Origin of the sequence: Desulfobulbus alkaliphilus, from assembly GCF_016918545.1 — a bacterium.
GTDB lineage: Bacteria > Desulfobacterota > Desulfobulbia > Desulfobulbales > Desulfobulbaceae > Desulfobulbus > Desulfobulbus alkaliphilus.
The window spans coordinates 71,352-91,547 of record NZ_JAFFQC010000008.1 but is presented as its reverse complement, the minus strand read 5'-3'; the positions used below and the strand labels follow the sequence as shown (position 1 = coordinate 91,547).

The 20,196-nt window shown below is 53.2% G+C and carries 16 protein-coding genes; 3 read left to right on the top strand and 13 right to left on the bottom strand.

The features are described from left to right. Positions 1 to 237: 237 nt before the first annotated feature. From JWG43_RS06145 to fusA, 9 genes are all read right to left on the bottom strand, one after another. The gene (locus tag JWG43_RS06145) at positions 238 to 762 is read right to left on the bottom strand and encodes an RsbRD N-terminal domain-containing protein (protein ID WP_205241942.1); all 525 of its coding nucleotides are present in this window, start codon (positions 760 to 762) and stop codon (positions 238 to 240) included. A gap of 162 nt (positions 763 to 924) precedes the next feature. Continuing rightward, entirely contained in the window at positions 925 to 3,117 is a 2,193-nt protein-coding gene (locus tag JWG43_RS06140; RefSeq protein ID WP_205241941.1) for a carboxy terminal-processing peptidase, read from the bottom strand. Between the two features lie 87 nt (positions 3,118 to 3,204). Next, positions 3,205 to 3,822 carry a sulfurtransferase-like selenium metabolism protein YedF gene (yedF, locus tag JWG43_RS06135; protein ID WP_205241940.1) on the bottom strand — a complete coding sequence of 206 codons (618 nt, stop codon included), beginning with the start codon at positions 3,820 to 3,822 and terminating at the stop codon, positions 3,205 to 3,207. A 54-nt stretch (positions 3,823 to 3,876) separates the two neighbouring features. After that, the gene (locus tag JWG43_RS06130; RefSeq protein WP_205241939.1) at positions 3,877 to 4,800 is read right to left on the bottom strand and encodes an MBL fold metallo-hydrolase; all 924 of its coding nucleotides are present in this window, start codon (positions 4,798 to 4,800) and stop codon (positions 3,877 to 3,879) included. Positions 4,801 to 5,383: 583 nt separating this feature from the next. Then, a complete protein-coding gene (locus JWG43_RS06125) occupies positions 5,384 to 6,241 on the bottom strand; it encodes an HDOD domain-containing protein (RefSeq protein WP_205241938.1) in 858 nt (285 codons plus the stop codon). 331 nt (positions 6,242 to 6,572) lie between these two features. Beyond that, positions 6,573 to 6,749, bottom strand: coding sequence for a hypothetical protein (locus tag JWG43_RS06120; RefSeq protein WP_240193433.1), 177 nt, complete (start codon positions 6,747 to 6,749; stop codon positions 6,573 to 6,575). After that, the gene (hisA, locus tag JWG43_RS06115; protein ID WP_205241937.1) at positions 6,736 to 7,497 is read right to left on the bottom strand and encodes a phosphoribosylformimino-5-aminoimidazole carboxamide ribotide isomerase; all 762 of its coding nucleotides are present in this window, start codon (positions 7,495 to 7,497) and stop codon (positions 6,736 to 6,738) included. Before hisA ends, JWG43_RS06120 begins: the two co-directional genes overlap by 14 nt. Before the next feature lie 55 nt (positions 7,498 to 7,552). After that, complete coding sequence (locus tag JWG43_RS06110; protein ID WP_205241936.1) at positions 7,553 to 8,248, bottom strand: P-loop NTPase family protein; 696 nt, start codon at positions 8,246 to 8,248, stop codon at positions 7,553 to 7,555. A gap of 63 nt (positions 8,249 to 8,311) precedes the next feature. Beyond that, positions 8,312 to 10,396 (bottom strand): elongation factor G, encoded by a 2,085-nt coding sequence (gene fusA / locus JWG43_RS06105; protein ID WP_205241935.1) that lies wholly within the window; start codon positions 10,394 to 10,396, stop codon positions 8,312 to 8,314. 634 nt (positions 10,397 to 11,030) lie between these two features. Between fusA and JWG43_RS06100 the strand changes: the two genes are divergently transcribed. Together JWG43_RS06100 and JWG43_RS06095 are read left to right on the top strand one after the other, a co-directional pair. After that, positions 11,031 to 11,252 carry a Nif11-like leader peptide family natural product precursor gene (locus JWG43_RS06100; RefSeq protein WP_205241934.1) on the top strand — a complete coding sequence of 74 codons (222 nt, stop codon included), beginning with the start codon at positions 11,031 to 11,033 and terminating at the stop codon, positions 11,250 to 11,252. Between the two features lie 328 nt (positions 11,253 to 11,580). Further along, positions 11,581 to 12,807 (top strand): VanZ family protein, encoded by a 1,227-nt coding sequence (locus tag JWG43_RS06095; protein WP_205241933.1) that lies wholly within the window; start codon positions 11,581 to 11,583, stop codon positions 12,805 to 12,807. 30 nt (positions 12,808 to 12,837) lie between these two features. Here the strand turns inward: JWG43_RS06095 and JWG43_RS06090 are convergent, their stop codons facing one another. After that, positions 12,838 to 13,269 carry a PilZ domain-containing protein gene (locus JWG43_RS06090; RefSeq protein ID WP_205241932.1) on the bottom strand — a complete coding sequence of 144 codons (432 nt, stop codon included), beginning with the start codon at positions 13,267 to 13,269 and terminating at the stop codon, positions 12,838 to 12,840. A 565-nt stretch (positions 13,270 to 13,834) separates the two neighbouring features. Here JWG43_RS06090 and ilvC point away from each other — a divergent pair. Beyond that, on the top strand, positions 13,835 to 15,307 hold the full coding sequence (gene ilvC, locus JWG43_RS06085; RefSeq protein WP_205241984.1) for a ketol-acid reductoisomerase: 1,473 nt from the start codon (positions 13,835 to 13,837) through the stop codon (positions 15,305 to 15,307). Between the two features lie 153 nt (positions 15,308 to 15,460). Here the strand turns inward: ilvC and tsaA are convergent, their stop codons facing one another. From tsaA to JWG43_RS06070, 3 genes are all read right to left on the bottom strand, one after another. Further along, positions 15,461 to 15,865, bottom strand: a complete 405-nt coding sequence (gene tsaA, locus JWG43_RS06080; RefSeq protein WP_205241931.1) for a tRNA (N6-threonylcarbamoyladenosine(37)-N6)-methyltransferase TrmO — start codon at positions 15,863 to 15,865, stop codon at positions 15,461 to 15,463. Between the two features lie 88 nt (positions 15,866 to 15,953). After that, positions 15,954 to 19,238, bottom strand: coding sequence for a PAS domain S-box protein (locus JWG43_RS06075; RefSeq protein WP_205241930.1), 3,285 nt, complete (start codon positions 19,236 to 19,238; stop codon positions 15,954 to 15,956). Positions 19,239 to 19,645: 407 nt separating this feature from the next. After that, positions 19,646 to 20,164, bottom strand: a complete 519-nt coding sequence (locus JWG43_RS06070) for a lipocalin family protein (RefSeq protein ID WP_205241929.1) — start codon at positions 20,162 to 20,164, stop codon at positions 19,646 to 19,648. Between the last annotated feature and the right edge of the window lie 32 nt (positions 20,165 to 20,196).

Genomic DNA, 20,196 nt, shown 5'->3' with positions numbered 1-20,196 from the left:
TATGATTAAGGCCGGAACCAGAAACGTTCTCTTTGCGATGGTGACGATCTGACCGGTCATACACAATGAAGACAGGGGGCAGCTCATCCTGACTCTGGCCGTCCAGCAACGGCTCTCTTCCCCCTGATGCTCTGTTACGCTGTCAAATGTATCCTCGGAATAGTCTCAATATGTCTGCGGTTACAGCCGCCAGAGCGACTCGATGCACACCAAGCTATCACGTGTCTCGTTGACCACCTATGCACTCTGGTCGTTGTTGTGTCGCATTATCGCCGAAGGGCATGCCGAATCCGTCAGGATAGCTCTGCCGCTTTTCAGTTCGCGGATTCGGTTACGAAATAGTTGTTCCCGGCATACAAGGTAGTTGTCAAAGGCCGCCAGGGCCATGGCGTCAATTCTGCAATCAAGTTTATCCAACTCACCCAGCAGGTGCCGGGTTTCCTTGGAGGCGGAAAAAATCTGCCGAATCACCCATTTCAATTCCAGAAAAGGGGCCATGGCTTGGGATGGCGCGAAATCCTGCACAGCCCGGATTCGAACCACCTGATCAAGGGGTTCTACAAATTCCTGCTGTTCAGCATTGGCCAGCAAGTGTTCGTACAGGATGGTGAGGCCTTGGGAGATAATGCTGCCAACCGGATTGGCAAAAGGATCCGTCGATTTTTTGAAAAAACCGGGAGAAGAATAGCTGTCAAGAGTTCTGTCAATCCACAGGCCAACTATATCTTTTTTCTTGGCGGACAGTGCTTCACTTAATTCCATCGTGTGCGGATATCGGCCCGAATGTTCAGTTTGGTACGTAACGAGTGGGACATTTCAGATAGTTGCTTCAATTTACCAGCAAGTCCCATCGGTCTGAAAATGAATGACGATTCATGCACTGCATCCTCTAGCATGATTGGAGGTTTGTTTCAAGATAAAAGTTCATGGGGTGCGGGCGACCGTGCCGGTGTTTTTAATCGCATTGTTTATTAAAAACAGTGAGATCTGTACAAAAGGATCCTGAGCAAGACGTTGTTCGAGATCAATGCTCTCGTCAGGATATGTATCCGGATCCTGTTCGTCCTCAAGCAGACCGGCGATCCGTGCCTCTCGGCGCGCGGTTGCCAGTTCCTGGCGTTCCTGCCACATGGTTTCCAGGGCAACCGCCATCCTGGTTTGCTCGCCCCGCTCCCTGGCTTTGTTGGTTTCATCCTGAATCTTCAGGAAGAGTTCGTTCGTTGCAGCCCATTGCCTGCCCATTTTTTCGGCCTTTCTGGTATCGAAACGGACACCGGACCACGGGGTAAAAGGTACATCTTCAACCTGGTCCCACGGCAGTGAGTGTTCCATGAATCGCTCCCCGCTTTGAATATGATCGTAGGGAGAAGGGAACACCAGGTCGGGTTCAACTCCTTTATATTGGGTGGATCCTCCGCTGATTCGATAAAACTTTTGAATGGTCAGTTTGAGTGCGCCAAGGTCGTCATGCCTGCGCAGGTTGAGAAGGGGAAGGTTTTTGTTCATGTCAAGCAGTGCCTGTACCGTTCCCTTGCCGTGGGTATGTTCTCCACCGACTATCAAGGCCCGACCATAATCCTGGAGAGCGGCGGCGAGGATCTCCGAGGCAGAGGCACTGAACTGGTTGACAAGGACAATCAGGGGGCCGTCGTAGATAACGTCGGATTCCTCATCCTCCATGACCCTGATTGATCCCAGCGAGTCCTTGACCTGGACAATCGGGCCCCCGGGAAGAAACAGGCCGGAAATAGTGACCGCATCGGTCAGGGCTCCACCACCATTGTTGCGAAGGTCGAGAATGAGGCCCCCGATGTTCTGGCTGCGTAAATGGAGAAGTTCGGCCTTGGTGTCATCGGTGACATTTCGACCTGGTCGGCCATTGTTCTGCGCGGCAAAATCGCGATAGAAACTGGGTATGCGCAGATAGCCGACGGCAAGGTCATTTTCGCCTTCGAGGATAAAGGATTGCACATAAGACTCCTCGATACGGACGACGTCGCGGACAATGGTGATGATGCGCTTGGCCCCATCGGGCTTCTGGACGGTGAGACGGACCTCCGTCCCTTTAGGGCCTCTGATATATCTGACAGCCTCGCGAATCCGCATTTCTGATATATCGACTGGAGCCCCATTTTTTTCGGCTACGGCGAGAATGATGTCCTCCGCCTGCAGCTGTCCCTCTTTTTCCGCTGCACTTCCGGGTATGATCCTCATCACTTTGATGAGCCCTTCATCCTCGCGAAGCAGGGCACCGATTCCTTCCAGTGATCCGCTCATCTGGATATCGAAATCTTCCTTGGATGTGGGTGGCATGTAGTCGGTGTGAGGATCGAACGCCCTGGTCACCGCATTGAAATAGCGATCGTAATGATCCTGCCGGGTTTGTTGCAATAATCGGTTGAGTGAGCGATGGGTACTGGCCCTGACCTTTTGTACGGCCTCTTCATATTCGGCTGGGTGGTATTTTGGGGTGAGATGTGCAAGGGCTTCGGGATGCTGTTTTCCTTGGGCGATGAGAGCTTCGATGTAGGTGTCCAGTACCTGTATCTTGAGGGAAAGACGCCATCGTTCCCTCAGATCATCGATGTTTTTGGCGTAGTCCAGTTTTTTCGGATCAATTTCAAGATATTCTTTTCGTTCCAGGTCAAAACCCTGGTCAAGGACTGGGTCGATGAATCGCTGCACCTGGTTGATTCTGTCGTTGAGCAGGTCCATTCCGGCATCAGCGAGGACAAGCCGGCCTCTGGCCAGTTCATTGCTGATGTGGGACGAAAAAGCGGAAAGCTCGCTGACATCGGATTGGAGCAGAAATCTTTTTCTCGGGTCCAACTGGCGGAGGTAGAGATCGAAGGCTTTGTGGGAAAAAGTGTCATCCAGCGACTCATGGCCGAAATGCTGGTTGGGCAGTTGCTGGCTGAGAATAAACGCGATGAGGCGGTTACGGTCCTCATCGAAGGATGGCGGAGCTGTCCTGGCGAGACATCCGGATGCCAGGGCCAGCAGCAACAGGGTGGTGACAAGGGAGGAAAAGACAGCTCGCACGAAAACCTTGGAGGAGTAAAGGCACAGGCCAACATCGGGGCGATTACGACGGCAGGGGGCTTTTTGGTGTGTCATCGGTCATGTGGGGTCAGAAGAGAGAGAAGCAGGGTTTTTCCGGGATAGGATACGCAGATGCAAGGGAAAAACTCCGGTGATGCTGCATTACAATGGACTGACGATCTTATCGGCATCGGCCATTGCCTGCATTATGTCATACATGTTGGAAATACGGCCGACCTTGATTGCCGACTTTAACTTATAAAAATCCAGACAGGTGCCGCAGGCAAGGATTTCCACCCCTTTGGCCTGCAACTCTTCCAAGGCAGTCAGCGCCCCGGAGGCGGCTGTCACCAGCTTGACGCCACTGTTGTAGAGCAGAATTTTATCAGGCAGGGGCGACACCTCCTTGATCGTCTGGATGTATGTCTGGAGGAGAGCCCACCCCAGTTGATCATTGCCCCGGCCCATGGCATCGGCCGAGATGACGTAGATCATGCTGATTCCTTCGGGGGGATCGCACTGGTACGCATCACCTGTGAATGGTTGGTTGGCGGCAGGTGTCGCTGTCGCCTGAATACGGATGGTAAAGCGGTCTTTCCGGGTATCGATGACCTCGGCATGGTGTCCCTGGCTGCCGGCAAAGCGAAGAATGTTGTTCTTTGACGCCTCGTTATCGACAACCACATCAAATAGAACCGCGCCCTGCTCCAGGGTTTCCTTGGTGCGGAGAACGGGTTGGGGGCAGGCAAGACCGCTGCAATCCAGAAGCATATACGTCATGGGGCCACCTTGCGTGGAGCTATCCGGGTGTTCCGGAAAGAAGTTGGGTAAGGCTCAGAGGATGATTTCCTGGCCCTCATAAGCGAAAAAAGCATGCATGGTGCCGGTCTGTTCCGGGGTACAGTACAGAGAGGTCATGGTGTCAATCTGTTCATCGCTCCGTTCCGGATCGTGATGGAAGAGCGCCAGTTGCTTGACACCGGCCCGGCGCGCGGCGGCTATGGCATCCTCAATGGGGGTATGGCCCCAACCAGTTTTGCCTTTTTCATATTCATGCCGCGTATATTGAGCGTCATGGACGAGCAGGTCAGCACCTTTGAAGAAGTTTTCCAGGGCCTGATTCTGCTCCCTCGCGGCTTCTTCTCCCTCATGGGCCATGAGTTCATCATAGGATGGATCGGTTGGATCGGTGACAAAAAGATTGCGAAAAGGTTCCGTATCATAGGCGGTGCAGAAAACAGCGCCGCGGAAGCTGAACCGGTATCCCAGGGTGGTGATGGGGTGGTTGATGATCGTGGTCGAGAGAATAATACCATCGCCAAGATCAATGTGCGGTTCCTCTTTCAGTCGATGATAGGCAATGGAGCCAGCCAGTTCTCCCATATTGACCGGGAAATAGCGGTATTTCATCTGACCGCCGACCACTGCTTCCAGAGGTTCATCCTCGTAGGTCACTGGCCCGAACACTTTGATGGAGGTTCCTGGAATATATGCAGGAATGAAAAAAGGAAACCCCATAATGTGGTCCCAATGGGTATGGGACAGGTAGATTTCCGTGGCAATGGGGCCACGGGGCAGGTCGTGGGCAAGCATATAGTTGGCCAGTTCGCGAAGCCCGGAACCGGCATCAATGATAATATGGCGATCGACTTCGGGAAATCGCAACTCAATGCAGGCGGTATTGCCACCGTATTTCACGGTTTTGGGTCCCGGACAGGGGATGGAGCCGCGTACGCCCCAGAATTTCACCTTGATCATTGTATCAGTCGTATCAGTGTGTGTTGTACAGGTTCATCGGGCCTATCTGTGCAAAGTGGAACGTCCTGCAACACGCAGCGAGCGTGTTATTGATACCTGGTCCGTGTTCTTCCGCGCGTCAGCTTTGATGTTGTTGACCGTTCGATGAAAGTACACTGTATCGAACGAGTACGGGCCATAAAGATAGCGTATGGACGGACGCCCCGGAGGGCGACTGGTAGAGGTTATCATAAAACATTTCGCTGCAATCACAACCTGATTACAGCAAAATAAACCCCCCAAACAAGAGTCCAGCCGTCACGAATCCAGGTCCTGAATCCGTGACGACTGGACGCTTGTTTTGGATATATCTTGCTGTAAGCATATTATAATTGCAGCAGAATCCTTAAAGAGAACCTTCACCAGCCGCCCTTCGGGGCGTCCGTGCGCATGCCATCTTCATTGCCCGTAACCGTCCGATAAAGTTTACTTTCATCGAACGGTCACAGACAATAAAGCTGACGCACGGACGAACGCTCACGGATCCAGGCAGGTGATAGTCTGGAAAAGCGGTGAGCTTTTCTTTGATTCTCGGATATTTCGTTCAGATCTGCAGGAAAATTTCCGCTTTTTCTATTTCAAGGTCCACGGTTTCGGATAGAGCGGCGACCGTACTCCATTGCAAACCGCAGGTTTCAAGAAGATAGGTCAGGTTTGTTTCCTCCGGGAAAAGGTTGCCGGCGTAGCCGATATCGAACAGACACACATAAAAATCAGCAAGGGCAACGGTGGCCACCAATGCCTGGTTGTCCGGGTGGGCCTGGTCGGGGGTATGGTGATGGCAGATGGCGTCGGTAATGACGGCATTAAGTTTCCATTTGGAGGCGATCATCTGGCCAGTCTCTTCGTGGTCAATGGCTAAGGTCTGGCGTTCGACGAGAACAAGAGCCTCCTGAATGTCCCGCACCCGGGCAAGGACATCGGTATATTCATCCCCAAAGGGAATTTTTCCCAGATCATGGAGCAAACCGGCAACAAAATATTCTTCCCGTTCAGCCAGGGGAATCCCACGTTCAGCGGCAAGGAGTTTCGCCATGACCCCGACACCGATGGAATGAGTCCAGAATGCCTTGATCGGCAAGGCCTTGGATTTTTTTACCTGACCGACACAACGGATGATGGCGGTGGACAGGGCAAGATTTTTGACAGTATTCAAACCCAGCATGATGATGGCACGGGTCAGCGAGGTGACCTTGTTCATCAACGAATAATAAGCCGAATTGATCAGCTTCAGGACCTGGCCGGTGAGCACGGGGTCAAGGGATATGACCTTGTTGAGATCGTTGGGTGAGGTATCCACTCTGCTGCAGATTTCCAATACCTTGCCGACCGTGGTGGACAAGCTGGGCATTTTATCGACAACAGTTTGGATTTTCTCAAGTTTTTTTTGTCGTTCGTTCATAGGTTCATTAACGGAGACAATAATAAGAGCTGGTGGACAGATACCATCCTGGATCCGTGAGCGTTCGTCCATGCGTCAGTTGTACTGTCTGTGAGCGTTCGATAAAGGTAGACTTCACCAGACGTTTACGGGCAATGCAGATGGCGTGCGGATGTATGACCCGAGGGGCGACTGGTGACGGGTATTATCAAGGATTCCGCCAATATTATAATTTGGTTACAGCAAGATATATCGAAAAAAGTCCAGCCGTCACGGATTGAGGACCATGGGAGTGGTGATCGAGATTAATATTAAATGAAGGAGGAAGGGAGGTCAAGCAACGATGTCTCGGTCAACATCCATGCTTGGCGAGAAAGTCACGGACAGTTTCTTCCATGAGTTGTAATTGCGTCTGTCCGGTTTCATTGATCCGGACCCAGAGGCATCGTTGAAAAGCCCGGTACAATTCCTCGGGAATCAGGAGTTTCAATTCGGCAAGGTCAACTGAGGGCGGTTCAGGTGTGGTCACAATACGCCACCACGTCACGGTAGTAAAGACCGGTGCCGCCGAAAATATCGAGGGCGGAGCCCACAGTGACATCAATGCGCCCCTGACCGGCAGTGTTGATGAGTTCCAGGTCAGCCATTGAAGCCACTCCGCCGGCATAGGTTGTCGGGATGGGTGTAGCTGTGGCAAGGATTTTCAGGAGTTGCACATCAATCCCCATGCATTTGCCTTCGACATCGACGGCATGGATCAGGAATTCATCGCAGCAGGTTGCCAGCGAATCAAGAACCGCGGCATTGATCGTGACGTCGGTAAATTTCTGCCATCGGTCGGTGACCACATAATACGCATTGCCGCGACGGCGGCAACTAAGGTCGAGCACCAGATGCCTGGCGCCGATCAGGTCATTCAGCCGGCGCAGGCGCTGCCGGTCAATGTGGCCGTCGTGAAAGACATGGGAGGTGACAATGACGTGGGAGGCTCCGAGTTCGAGCCATTGGGCAGCGTTTTGGTCGCTAATACCACCGCCCACCTGCAGACCGCCGGGCCAGGCGCGTAGTGCTTCACGAGCCGCCGCTTCGTTGCCCGGACCGAGCATGATGACATGACCGCCGGTCAGGCGGTCGCGACGGTACATCTCGGCGTAATAAGAAGACGGAAGTTCCGAGGAAAAATTGGTGTGCGGCCCGGTGCCATTGCCCGCCAGTGTTGAGCCGACAATCTGTTTGACTCTGCCTTCGTGCAAGTCTATGCAAGGACGGAACCGCATGGCGATGATCCTGAAGCAGGGGGCCGCCGGAGCCGGGACCGTCGCCCCCTGGAAATTAAATTTTTTTGACCATCATGGTGGTGGGGTCCAGGCGCAGCCCTTTGCCGTTTTCCACCTGTTCACCATAGTTTCGGATGATGTCCAGTTGAATGGTGGCATCCTGTTCCGGCTTGAGCAGGATGATCATGTCAAAGAGATCATCAATCTCATGGCAGGGTGCCGGGACTCCGGCGGGTGAGACCCGGGTGTCCTCGCGGCGGCAATTAGCGGAGAACCATGCCTGCATGTTCATGGTTTCCATGAGGTTTCTGATATCTTCCAGGGCTTCACGGTCGGCGTTCACGAAATCAAAGCCATCGACAATGAGGCAGTTGGGCCGGAATATGTCCTGGAGGACAAGATCGTTGAGTCGTTCTTCCAGTCTGGAACGGCTGAAGGCGGCTATTTTGAAGGTCATGATCATTCGGTTACGGGTCACCATGTCGATCAGTTCCTGGGGGTTGGACAAGCTGTAATCCTGAATGATGGACTGAAGAATGCCGTCATACCAGCTTTTTGTCTTATCGATGCTTTCACCGATGCTGACATGGATGACCCTCTTGCCCCGAAAGATGTTGTCCAGGGCTATCTGCACCAGTAGCGCGGTTTTGCCGAGGCCCGGCCGGGCCATGACCAGACCCATCTGATTGTTTTCTCCGCCCGTATCGAGAACCCTCAGCGGGTTCTGCTGGACCAGTGGCTCGTATCCCATATGCATTCCTCTCTAGTGTTTATCACTTGTTCTCTCCGATTGGCAGCGGATCACCAGGCCGGGTTACGCCTCTTTCTTCTGTGAGGCAAAGTTCTTGATTAATTCTTCAGCAACACTTTTCGGCACTTGTTTGTAGGTGGAAAATTCCATCGTAAATTCCGCTTTTCCTTGGGTCAGGGAACGTAATGTGGTTGAATAGCCGAACATTTCGGCTAATGGCATCTCCGCCTCGACCACTGTGTAATTGCTTTCCTCCAGGGTGCCGATAATCACACCGCGGCGTTGATTGAGGCTGCCCATGACCGCGCCCTGAAACTCGGAAGGACCTTCCACCGCCACTTTCATGATCGGCTCCATGATAACCGGGACTGCTTTGGGGTATCCTTGCCTGAAGGCGCCAATGGCCGCCTGCTGAAAGGCAACATCCGAGGAGTCCACGGCATGATAACTGCCGTCGTTGATGGTCACCCGGATACCGGTAATCGGTGCACCGGTCAGGGTGCCCTTTTCCAGCGCTTTTTGAAACCCCTTATCGCAGGAGCTGATGAATTCTCTCGGTATGACGCCACCGACGATCTGGTCGACAAATTCATACTCGCCATCATCAAGAGGCTCAAGGAAGCCGCTGACGCGGCCGAACTGACCGGAGCCTCCTGTCTGCTTTTTGTGGATGTAGTTGAATTCCGCTCTTTGGGTGATGGTCTCTCGATAGGCAACCTGGGGCGCCCCCACCTCGACCAGCGCCTTGTATTCCCGTTTCATCCGCTCGACATAGACCTCGAGGTGCAGTTCACCCATGCCGGAGATGATGGTTTCGCTGGTTTCGTGATCAACATAGGTCCTGAAGGTCGGATCTTCCTTGGTGAAGCGATTGAGCGCCTTGGACATGTTAATCTGGGCCTTATTGTCCACCGGCTTGATAGCCAGGGAGATGACGGGGGCCGGGACATGCATGGAACTCATCGACCAGTTGAGATCATTGCTGCAGAAAGTGTCTCCGGAGGCACAATCGATTCCAAACAGGGCAACGATATCCCCTGATCCGGTTCCCTCGATTTCCTCCATCTCGTTGGCGTGCATGCGGACCAGGCGACCGACCTTGGTCTTTTTGCCGGTCCGGCTGTTGATAATGGTGTCTCCTTTGTGGACGGTGCCCTGATAGGTGCGGATATAGGTCAACTGGCCGTAGCGTCCATCCTCCAGTTTAAAGGCTAGGGCCACCAGCGGGTCGTCTGGATTGTGGCTGACCATGACTTCGGACTCATCCTTGTTCAGGTCAAGGGCGGTATTTTCAATGTCGGTGGGACAGGGCAGGTAGGAGGCAACCGCATCAAGTAACAGTTGGATCCCTTTGTTCTTATAGGCGGAACCGAGCATAACCGGGGTCAGTTCCAGGCTGAGGGTGGCCCGCCGGATGGCATCATGCAGCAGGGTCTCAGGGATATCGGCCTCTTCCAGCATCGCCTCCATCAGTTCGTCGGAAAACATGGAGACCGCATCGAGCAGCTCTTCCCGTTTGCTCTCGGCCTCGTCCCGCAGATCAACCGGAATATCCTCCGTGCGGATCTGTTCGCCCTGGGCGCCGTCAAAATAGACGGCTTTCATGGCCACCAGGTCGACCATGCCCTGCAGGTCACCTTCGAGGCCAATGGGTATTTGAATCATGACCGCGTTAAGGTCCAGTTTATCCCGCAGCTGCCTGGTCACCCGATACGGATTGGCTCCGGTTCGGTCACATTTGTTGATAAAAGCGATTCGAGGGACTTTGTACCTGGTCATCTGCCGGTTGACAGTAATGGATTGGGACTGGACACCGCCAACCGAGCACAGGATCAGCACGGCACCGTCGAGCACTCGCAGCGCACGTTCGACCTCGATGGTGAAGTCCACGTGACCGGGGGTGTCGATGATATTGATGTTATAATCTTTCCATGAACAGTACGTGGCAGCGGACTGGATGGTGATGCCGCGCTCTTTTTCGAGTTCCATGGAATCCATGGTCGCACCGACCCCATCCTTACCCCGAACTTCGTGAATGGCATGAATTCGTTGGGTGTAAAACAAGATGCGCTCGGTCAGGGTGGTTTTCCCCGAATCGATATGAGCGCTTATTCCTATATTGCGTACTTTCTCCAGATTGTTTTTCATCACGAATTCCTCGTTACCGCTTGCAGATCGCTTGTTTCATGTTTGCCGTTGGCAAAAGATATTGTCTGGTGGGTGAGTAAATAAAAATGGAGTTACAGCAGGTTCTGTAACTCCATGCTCGACTTTTTGATGGTCTTGGCCGGATTGGGGAGGCGAAGGTTGTTGACAACCTTCAAGGAGCCGACCCCGGTGTCACCCTGCCGGTTTTGCGGCCAGGTGGCAGGTGTCCTGTTACAGGAAAAAAATTTTATTAATGCATCATGGCTTTCTTGTAAAGCTTTTTGACTGATCTTCGCAAAAAAACTATGGGTTGCTCTTGGATCCCTGAGCGTCCGTCCGTGCGCAGCGCGCTTCAACCCAGGACACGACATCCTGTACCGGGTGAACATACACCATGACGTAATGACTATTTGTCGACAAAAATGAATTTTTTGAGCCACGTAAAATGCAATTTTGTTCAAAATGCTAAAGCCCGGATCTGCCCTGGGGCAGTTTTTCATGTCGAATTGTTTGATTATGTACTGTTTGTTGATATGGCCTGTTTTTTGCTTTAGCAGGGGTCAGGCTGAGGGGATCCGGCCGCTGGTTTCAGGTGCCCAAATGAAAAATTTTGTACACAGAAAAGGAGACGGTCATGTCAAAAAAGAATGTTGAAAAACTTTTGATAGCAGGTGGTGCTGATGAGCAGATCCGCACAAGGTATGATGCCTTGCGGAGTAAAGAAGAGTTTGTCGCGCTGGCCGCGACAGAAGGCTATATTTTTTCAGTCGAGGATCTGAACGATGTGCTGCGGGAATCCGGCGACGCCTTCGATTCCTTTGGTAACCCGCCCAAAAGGATTATCTGGTGGCAATAAGCGGATAACAGCTTATCGGAATGTATGCCCTTGAATCCGTGACAACTGGATGCTTTATCTGGATATGTCATACTATAATCTATTATGGTTGCAGAGGAATCCTTGATAATAACCTTCACCAGCCGTATTTTGGGGCATCCGTCCGTCTTCTATCCTTGTTGCCCGTAACCGTTTGATAAAATTCTATTTTAATCGAACGCTCACGGATCCAGGTGTGCATGATCAGCAGACCGGCTGTTGCCGGTTGAATGGCCGCGTCCGCAATGTCTTGTGGACGGCGGCCTTTTTACTTGGTACATGCTAATCAATTTTTCGGAGGCAAAGCCATATGATGCAACCAGCGAGCAAGGAGCGAAGCAACTGGGCAGCGGTCTTTCTCTGGGTTCTGTTCATTTACGGCTCCATACCTCTGGCCCGTTCCCTGCAGGAGTGGGTCAGCGCCAGTGTAGGCAAACATCTCTTTCTCTGGGTAACCTTCACCGCCCTGGCGCTGGCGGCGATTGGAATGGTCCGTGCTGCCCGGCGTGGCCAACTGCTCTTGACACTTCCCGTTCTGGTTTGTGTCTGCACTGTTTTTTCCCTGTATGCATGGCTGACCTGGTCTTTGCGCGGCAATCCCGAGGAAAGCTTTCATTTCGTGCAGTACGGTGTCTTGAGCCTGTTGCTGCTGCGCGCTTTCCGGAGCCGGCTGGATGGCTGGCCTCTCTATTTTACCGTGGCCATGGCCGGAATCGGTTTCGGTATCATCGATGAATTGATTCAATGGCTCGTTCCTCTGCGGTATTTCGATTACCGAGACATCGGCCTGAATACCCTGGGCGTCCTGCTGGCTTTGCTGGCCATTGCTCCGGCCGTGCAGCCCTTCCGCAGGTATCCGGGCACCGATTTCCGGGGGCTACAGCTCGGCTGCCTGCTCGCTTTTGTCAATCTTCTGCTGCTGGCATTCTGTGTCTCCAACACTCCGGCCTTGCGAAGCTGGTATATCAACGTCATTCCCGGCAGTGAACGAATCGGAGAGGTCACCGCGGAGTATGGGTTCTATCACCTCGATTCGAGGTTTGGTGGTTTTTATTCACGCCTTGATCTGCAAGAGCTGGCTCATCAGGATCGGACCAGATATGGCGAGGTGGCTGCCGTCCTTGATCAATTGCGCAGTGACCAGGCGTATCATCAGTTTGTCACCCGTTTTCCAGCCTACCAGGATCCTTTGCTGGCGGAAGCCCGGGTACATCTGTTTCGGCGTGACCGCTATGCGGCCATGGCAAGGCAGGCCGCCGACGCTGCCCAGCGCCAACAGCGATACGCCCATATCGCCCATGGTGAAAACACCATTTTGGAGTTGTATTTTCCCAATATCCTCCACCATTCTGGCTATGCCTGGCCTTCAGCGGTGCGGCAAAGGTGGGAAGAACTGGGTGGTGATGGACCCCGGTATCACAGCCCGGTGAGCAACTCTCTGATAACCCGCGTCTCTCAAGCAACGCTTCTCGGTGTCCTGGGTATTTTGATGGTCACTACCCTAGGCGTGGCCTGTTGGGCGGCCACTAGAAAATAAATATGCAAGGGCTGGGACTGGCTGGTGCTCTCAGAAGGTCGGCAGGCAGCCATCAAGGAACTGGGCACCGATTCGGTTGTTCATCATGCTTTTGACGCGAATTTTTCTCTGCACCGTCGCGCCGCTGCCGGAGCGGAATTTAATACTGAGGTCCTGATTGGTGGCCATGGACCGGCTGTGTTGGGGAGGAACATTGAAACCAATACCGCCCAGGGAACTGTCGCAGAGATAGACCGGGATCTGTCGACCGTTGGCAAGGAAGACCAGGGCTTTGCCGCAGGTTGACTCTCGAGGGAAAGCACGGTGGTTGAGGGTATAGAACGCCGACATCCCGCACATACAGCGCACCGATTTTTTTCTCAGCCCGGCAGGGACAGTTAAATAGCGTTTTTTCCCGCACCGGTTGCAGAGCACACGGATGCGGCCGTTTTTGACTGTACAGGTCTGTGATCGTCCATGCATGGATGACTCCGGTTGGTGAAGAACGCGCGCACGTCTTTTGCTTTAATACAAATATCAATCCTTCGTTATTATCAATACGAGTGTATGCTGTACCACGTGGATGAACAGGAGCGGACTCAATGGTTCGCTGGGGCATTCTATCACAGAATTTGCTGCCATTGCTATCCATAAAGTAGCAGAAAAGGCCGCAAATCTATGGTATGAGGCAATGCGATTTCATGCATGCACGGTCTCTGCGCATAGTATATCGGATCATCATTACCCTGAATCCGTGACGGCTGGACGCTTGTTTTGGATATATCTTACTGTACTTGGGTTATAGTTGCAGTGGAACCCTTGATAATAGCCTTTACCCGCCGCCCTTCGGTGCGTCCGCCCGCCATCTTCATTGCCCGTACCCGTCCGATTAAGTGTACTTTAGTCGAACGGTCACAGACAACAAAGCTGACGCACGGACGAACGCTCACGGATCCAGGTAGTACAGGAACCATGCTTTTTTCATCAAAATTTTCGGGAGTGATGGACCTCGTCCTCCCGCTGCCAACAACAACCGTGGGAGATTTTTATTATGGCTAATTATTTCAATTCATTACCTCTACGGCTGCAACTGGAGGAATTAGGCAAGTGTCGTTTCATGGCTGCTTCGGAATTTGAGGGTGTTGCCAAACTGCAAGACAAGAAAATCGTTATTGTCGGTTGCGGCGCCCAGGGGTTGCACCAGGGACTCAATCTCCGTGATTCCGGACTGAATGTTGCCTATGCCCTGCGTGATTCCGCCATATCCGAACAACGGCAGTCTTTCAGGAATGCCCGGGACAATGGCTTCAAGGTGGGTAACTACCAAGAGATGATCCCCACCGCTGATCTGGTCATCAACCTGACCCCGGACAAGCAGCATGCCAAAGTCGTGGCCGCAATCATGCCCTTGATGAAAGAAGGGGCCTGCCTTTCCTATTCGCACGGTTTCAACATCGTCGAGGAAGGAATGCAGATCCGCCCCGACCTGACTGTCATCATGGTGGCTCCCAAGTCCCCTGGTACCGAGGTGCGCGAAGAGTACAAGCGTGGCTTTGGGGTACCAACTTTGATCGCGGTGCATCGGGAAAACGATCCCAGAGGTGAGGGTTGGGACATCGCCAAAGCCTATGCCTGCGGGACCGGTGCCCATCGAGCCGGGGTCCTGCAATCGTCTTTTATCGCCGAGGTCAAGTCGGATCTCATGGGTGAGCAAACTATCCTCTGCGGCATGCTGCAGGCCGGTTCCCTGCTCTGCTACGATAAGATGATCGAAAAGGGGATTGATGCCGGCTACGCTTCCAAACTGATTCAGTACGGCTGGGAAACCATCACCGAAGCTCTCAAGCATGGCGGCATCACCAATATGATGGACCGACTCTCCAATCCGGCAAAGATCCGTGCCTTTTATCTTGCCGAGGATATGAAGGAAATTCTTACACCCCTTTTTGAAAAACACATGGATGATATCATGTCCGGGGAATTTTCCCGCACCATGATGGAAGACTGGGCCAATGATGATAAAAACCTGCTCACCTGGAGGGCTCAGACCGCGGAAACAGCCTTTGAAAAGGCGCAATCCACCACGACCGAGATACCTGAACAGGAATATTTCGACCATGGTATCCTCATGGTGGCCATGGTCAAGGCAGGAGTGGAGTTGGCCTTTGACACCATGGTCGCCACCGGCATGAAGGAAGAGTCAGCGTACTATGAGAGTCTGCATGAGGTGCCGCTGATCGCTAATACCATCGCCCGCAAAAAACTCTACGAGATGAATGTGGTCATCTCGGATACGGCTGAGTATGGCTGCTATCTTTTTGCTCATCAAGCCGTGCCACTTTTGGCCGATTTCATGAGCGCTGTTGAGGCGGATGTGATCGGCAAAGGACTCGATCTCGCCGACAATGCGGTGGACAATGTTGAATTGATCGACATCAATGCCGCCATCCGCTACACCCTGGTCGAACAGGTGGGCGAGGAGCTTCGTTCCCACATGAGCGCCATGAAGCCGATTCTCTGATAAAAAATCTCCTCCTGCTCCGCCGGTCTGTGATCCGGCGGCGGTATATCCCCCTTCGTTTTTGTTGCGGAGGGGGATTTTTTTCGATGTTATGCCAGTGAACCCGGCAATACTCGCTCAGGTTGTGATCCTGGCAGGGTTGAATGCCTTCTTTCACCCAGGTTCGCTCAGTTTTTTTTTGATATCAAGGATGGGAGTCCCGTCAAGGATATCCAGTCCTGAGACCTGCAGATGAAGACCGTCGACGGCCAGCACTTTGAGTTCGGAAATGGCAATGGGGTTGGGCCGTGCCGGACTTCGGGTGGCAAAGACCCCCCGGAGTCCCCGGGATCGATCACCTCGGGGATAGACTTTGAGGATATCACGGTTGGCCCTGTGCAGCCAGAAAAGGACCACAATGGTCTGGCCCGGGACGATCCCGTCAAGACCTTGCTGGTATTCAGGGTAGATTTCCAGTGTTCCCTTGCGGTTTGAGATATCAAAATTTTTGGGAGCATCTTCACAAGTGGTGATGTCGCCGTGCAGCACACCGATACAGCGTAATTCAGGGAGGTCCATAGGGCTGTTTCACAAAATTTGCACCATCCGGAGGGGCAATGGCAGTGTTGTTTCGGGCCAGAACTGTTCTCGGTTTCGAGACAAGCAATCATCTACTCCTGACTGCTTTTTTTGTGTCGAGAGCTTCCCGAACTTTGGCGGCGAGATCCTTGAGGACAAAGGGTTTCTGGAGAAAGTGGACGCCCTCGTCGAGTACTCCATGCTGAGCAATGACATTGGCCGTATAGCCGGACATGAACAGCAGTTTGAGTTCGGGAAAGAGGGCAAGCAGCTTTTTCGCCAAATCCTGACCATTCATTTCAGGCATCACGACATCGGTTATGAGCAGGTGAAGAGCGCCGTCCTGCTCCCTCGCCAGGCGGATTGCCTCGCCCGGCGAGGATGCCGGGAGGATTGTGTATCCCTGGAGTTTGAGCATGTTGGAGGCAATGTCCAGGATCATGGGCTCGTCTTCCACCAGCAGGATGGTTTCCGTCCCCTGTGCAGCGGGAGAGTCGACGGTCGTTGCCCTGGGTTGCTCTTCAACCATAGCAGTGTGGTGGGGCAGGTAGATCCGGAAGGTCGTACCCCGCTCCGGTTCGCTATAGACATTGATAAAGCCTTTGTTCTGCCTGACGATCCCATAGATTGTCGCCAGACCCAGGCCGGTACCTTCGCCCATTTTTTTGGTGGTGAAAAAGGGTTCAAACAGGTGTGCCAGGGTTGCGGCATCCATGCCGCAACCGTTGTCACTCACGGCGAGTCGGGCATACTCACCGGGCTTGGCCCCGGGGATGGCGGCGCAGAAATCCTCGTCCAGGCTGGCCACACCGGTTTCAATGGTGATCGAGCCGGTGTCCCTGATGGCGTCCCGAGCGTTGACGCACAGGTTGACCAGAATCTGATCAAGCTGGGATGGATCCATCTTGATCGCTCCCGTGTTTGCCCCTGGAATCCAGGACAGGTCGATGTTCTCGCCGATGAGCCGGCGCAGCATCTTGAGCATCCCTGCCACGGTTTCATTGAGATTGAGAACCTTGGGAGCCACGGTCTGCTTGCGGGCAAAGGCAAGCAGTTGTCCCGTAAGGGCGGCTGAACGTTCGGCGGCTTTGCGGATGTTGAGGAGGCGTGGATACAGTGGCTGGTCCTGATCCATGGATTGCATGGCCAGTTCCACATGCCCGAGGATGACACTGAGCATATTGTTGAAATCGTGCGCCACGCCGCCGGCCAGCCGGCCTATGGACTCCATCTTCTGGGACTGGAGGAGCTGGTGTTGCATTTTTTCCCGTTCTGATTCTGCCTGTTTACGCCCGGTAATATCCTGCAGGCTCAGCTGCATCAGTTTTCTTGATTGATGTGTAAAGGGGACCAGGTGCACCTCAGCATCCCAGTACGCTCCGCTGGGTCGCTGATGCCGCCATTCGAAAAGGATTTCTCCCTGTTCAAGGGCTTGTTGGATTCTCTCGGCAGCAACGATTTCCGAAAGACGGCCGTCGTATTGTTCTGGTGCGGAAACATGTTCAGGGCTTTTTCCCAGGAGTTCGCTGTCATCTGATAATCCGTATATACGCAGGGCAGCCAGGTTGCAGTCGATAAACTGGTGGCTCATGGGGTCAAGGACCGCCAGGGGGATATGGGAATCGTGGAACAGCATCTTATTGTACGATTCGCTTTCCCGCAGAGCATCCTCCGCTTTTTTTCGCTCGGTGAAATCGTAGATCAAAGACAGCATGACTTCTGATCCACCGAGATTGACCGTTTCCGCCGACCACAGAGCGTCCCGGATTTTTCCTGATCTAGTGATAAAGCGGATCGGCTCGTCCCGAAAAGATCCTTCCTGCCGCAGTCGCTGCCCCAAGCGGGTTCTGATGTCGGGATCTTCCCAGATACCCTGCTCATAGGAAGTTCGGCCGATAGTTTCTTCCCGGGTATGCTCAAGCATGCGCAGCCACTGTTCATTGACATCAATGAAACGGCCGGTTCGGATGTCGGAAATGACCATGGGGGCAGGCGACAGGGCAAAGGCTTTGAAAAAGCGTTCTTCACTTTCGCGCAGCGCTGCTTCCGCTTGCTTACGGTCGGTGATATCAACCGCTGAGGAAAGAATCAGTTTTTCACCGTCCAGCTCCATCAGGCGACTCGAATAAAGCGCATACCGTGGCCCTTCGGATGAATTGAAGAGAATTTCCCGGTGTGTGACGGCACCGGTTCGTTTCAGTTCCGAGAAAATATCCTCTGATATCGATTGATTGAGGAAAAGCCCCACTTCTTCCCCAGTACGACCCAGCACGTCTTCTGCCCGTTGCCCGATCCGGCTGCAAAAGACTTTGTTGACCATACGGAAGCGGCCTTGCAGGTCCGTGACAACGCAGCTGAAAGGCGCCAGATCGAAGAAAGTTTTCATTCGGATCTCACTGTCCTGCAGTTCCCGGTCGCGTTGTTCGACCTGTTGCAGGGCTTTGGCCACTGTTCTTCTCAGATGAAAGTTCCAGAGGAGGATCAAAGAGAGCAACGAAGCGATTATTACCGCCACCAGGCGGACAGTTGTCCATGAGATCGATGTTGCCTTTTTTGTGCCGCTCCAGGCGGCAACAATATCATTGATCTCGTCTTGGGAGATGCGACTGAAGCCCTCCTCCACCACTGTCGGGAGGGCTTTATTGTCCTTACGCACTGCCGCGTGGAGTGGATTGGTGGCAACAGGCCGCAGGGCTTCACGAAAAACACCCTCGCGATCGTGTTTGGCCAGGTAAAACCGGGCCACCGGCGCGTCGGCGACAAAAACCTTGATCTCTGCCCCCACCGCTGCCTCGATCAGGGCCTCGGCACTGGGATAATGGACCAGTTGGGCCTGCGGGTAGCGAGCTTTGATGAATGCCTCCGCGCTGTCGCCTTTGACAATGCCGATGGGAAACCCCCGCAGATCAGTAATTCCTCTGATACCGTGAATCTGTTCGTGGAAAAAAATCGTGGTGGCAATCGAGTAGAATGAAGTGGTGAAACCAAAGTGCTCCTGCCGTTCTTCGGTCTTGAAAAGAGCTCCCACGACATCCGCTGTACCGTTGCGGACGACGGCAAGGGCGTTGCTCCATTGCATGAGTTCAAAGTCAACGGGGATGCCGGTCTTGCTGCTCCATAATTTCCAGATATCGACGGTTATCCCGGCAGGGCGGTCATCGGCACCCAGGAAGACAAAAGGGGCATAGGCGACATCATCGGCAATGCGCAGGCGCTCGACCAGGGGCAAATTGTGGGCAGGCTGGGCAGTGGCAGGAATTGTAGCTCCGGTATCGGCAACCGGTTGTGCAGGCCAGAACAGGCTCGAGAGGAATACTGCGAGGCAGAACGATATCAGGGGATAACAGGTCCGCTTCACGAGTGTGGTGATCATAAACCTCCTACTATTTTTCTGACCTGCTGGTCATGGTCCATTTATCAATATTTTGCCCCAACCCGAGCATGCTGGCAAGGGAACAGATGATACGGATTCAGGAAAAAAGACGGACGTTTGCACCAAGGCCTCCGGATCAAGGGATTTTTCTGTGGGCTGGCCCTGATTCAGCGAGGTCGGTGTCTTTCACCTGAATCCGTGAGCGTTCGTCCGTGCGTCAGCTTCGTTGTTCGTGGCCATTCGATTAAAGTACACTTTATCGGACGGTTACGGACAGTGAAGATGGCGTGCGGACGGATGCCCCGAAGGGCGGCTGGTGAAAGTTTTTTTCAAGGGTTTAGCTGTAATTATAATATGATTACAGTAATATATATCAAAAAAGCGTCCAGCCGTCACGGATTCAGGTTTCAGTCATGTTCGACAAAAATCAACTGACTGGTATCAAACCCCAGTTCCCGCGCCCGGCCGACCAGAGTTTCCTTCAGGTCGTCGGTAATTGTCGGAGTTCGGGCCAGAAGCCATAAATATGACCTGTTGGGACCGCTTACCAGAGCATATTGATACTCGGCATGGTCCAGGGCGAAGATAACATAGGAGCCATAAAACGGGCCGAAAAAGGAGACCTTCAAGAACCCCTGATCCGGACTGCCGACAAAGTAGGCTTTGCCCTCGGCCTCTTTCCAGATCTGCTGCTCCGCCGAGTATCCACGATTGATGACCCTGACACCGCCGTCTTCCCGCATGCTGTATTCAGCCGTCACTCGGCTCAGCCCACGTTCAAAGGAGTGATCGAGCCTGGCGATTTCGTACCATGTACCAAGATAGGACTCCAGGTTGAAATTTTCCACAGGTTTGACACCATCGGGCATGCCGACGCATCCCGAGACAAGCAAGGTAAAGGTAATGAGGGCCAGTATTTTTTTCATGGTTTCTCTCCTGGTCAGCAGTATTAAGAAGC

Excerpts from the sequence above, each read along its gene's own strand:
- JWG43_RS06145 (WP_205241942.1), bottom strand. The coding sequence starts at position 762 with ATGGAATTAAGTGAAGCACTGTCCGCCAAGAAAAAAGATATAGTTGGC.
- JWG43_RS06140 (WP_205241941.1), bottom strand. The coding sequence starts at position 3,117 with ATGACACACCAAAAAGCCCCCTGCCGTCGTAATCGCCCCGATGTTGGC.
- yedF (WP_205241940.1), bottom strand. The coding sequence starts at position 3,822 with ATGACGTATATGCTTCTGGATTGCAGCGGTCTTGCCTGCCCCCAACCC.
- JWG43_RS06130 (WP_205241939.1), bottom strand. The coding sequence starts at position 4,800 with ATGATCAAGGTGAAATTCTGGGGCGTACGCGGCTCCATCCCCTGTCCG.
- JWG43_RS06125 (WP_205241938.1), bottom strand. The coding sequence starts at position 6,241 with ATGAACGAACGACAAAAAAAACTTGAGAAAATCCAAACTGTTGTCGAT.
- hisA (WP_205241937.1), bottom strand. The coding sequence starts at position 7,497 with ATGCGGTTCCGTCCTTGCATAGACTTGCACGAAGGCAGAGTCAAACAG.
- JWG43_RS06110 (WP_205241936.1), bottom strand. The coding sequence starts at position 8,248 with ATGGGATACGAGCCACTGGTCCAGCAGAACCCGCTGAGGGTTCTCGAT.
- fusA (WP_205241935.1), bottom strand. The coding sequence starts at position 10,396 with ATGAAAAACAATCTGGAGAAAGTACGCAATATAGGAATAAGCGCTCAT.
- JWG43_RS06100 (WP_205241934.1), top strand. The coding sequence starts at position 11,031 with ATGTCAAAAAAGAATGTTGAAAAACTTTTGATAGCAGGTGGTGCTGAT.
- JWG43_RS06095 (WP_205241933.1), top strand. The coding sequence starts at position 11,581 with ATGATGCAACCAGCGAGCAAGGAGCGAAGCAACTGGGCAGCGGTCTTT.
- JWG43_RS06090 (WP_205241932.1), bottom strand. The coding sequence starts at position 13,269 with ATGCATGGACGATCACAGACCTGTACAGTCAAAAACGGCCGCATCCGT.
- tsaA (WP_205241931.1), bottom strand. The coding sequence starts at position 15,865 with ATGGACCTCCCTGAATTACGCTGTATCGGTGTGCTGCACGGCGACATC.
- JWG43_RS06075 (WP_205241930.1), bottom strand. The coding sequence starts at position 19,238 with ATGATCACCACACTCGTGAAGCGGACCTGTTATCCCCTGATATCGTTC.
- JWG43_RS06070 (WP_205241929.1), bottom strand. The coding sequence starts at position 20,164 with ATGAAAAAAATACTGGCCCTCATTACCTTTACCTTGCTTGTCTCGGGA.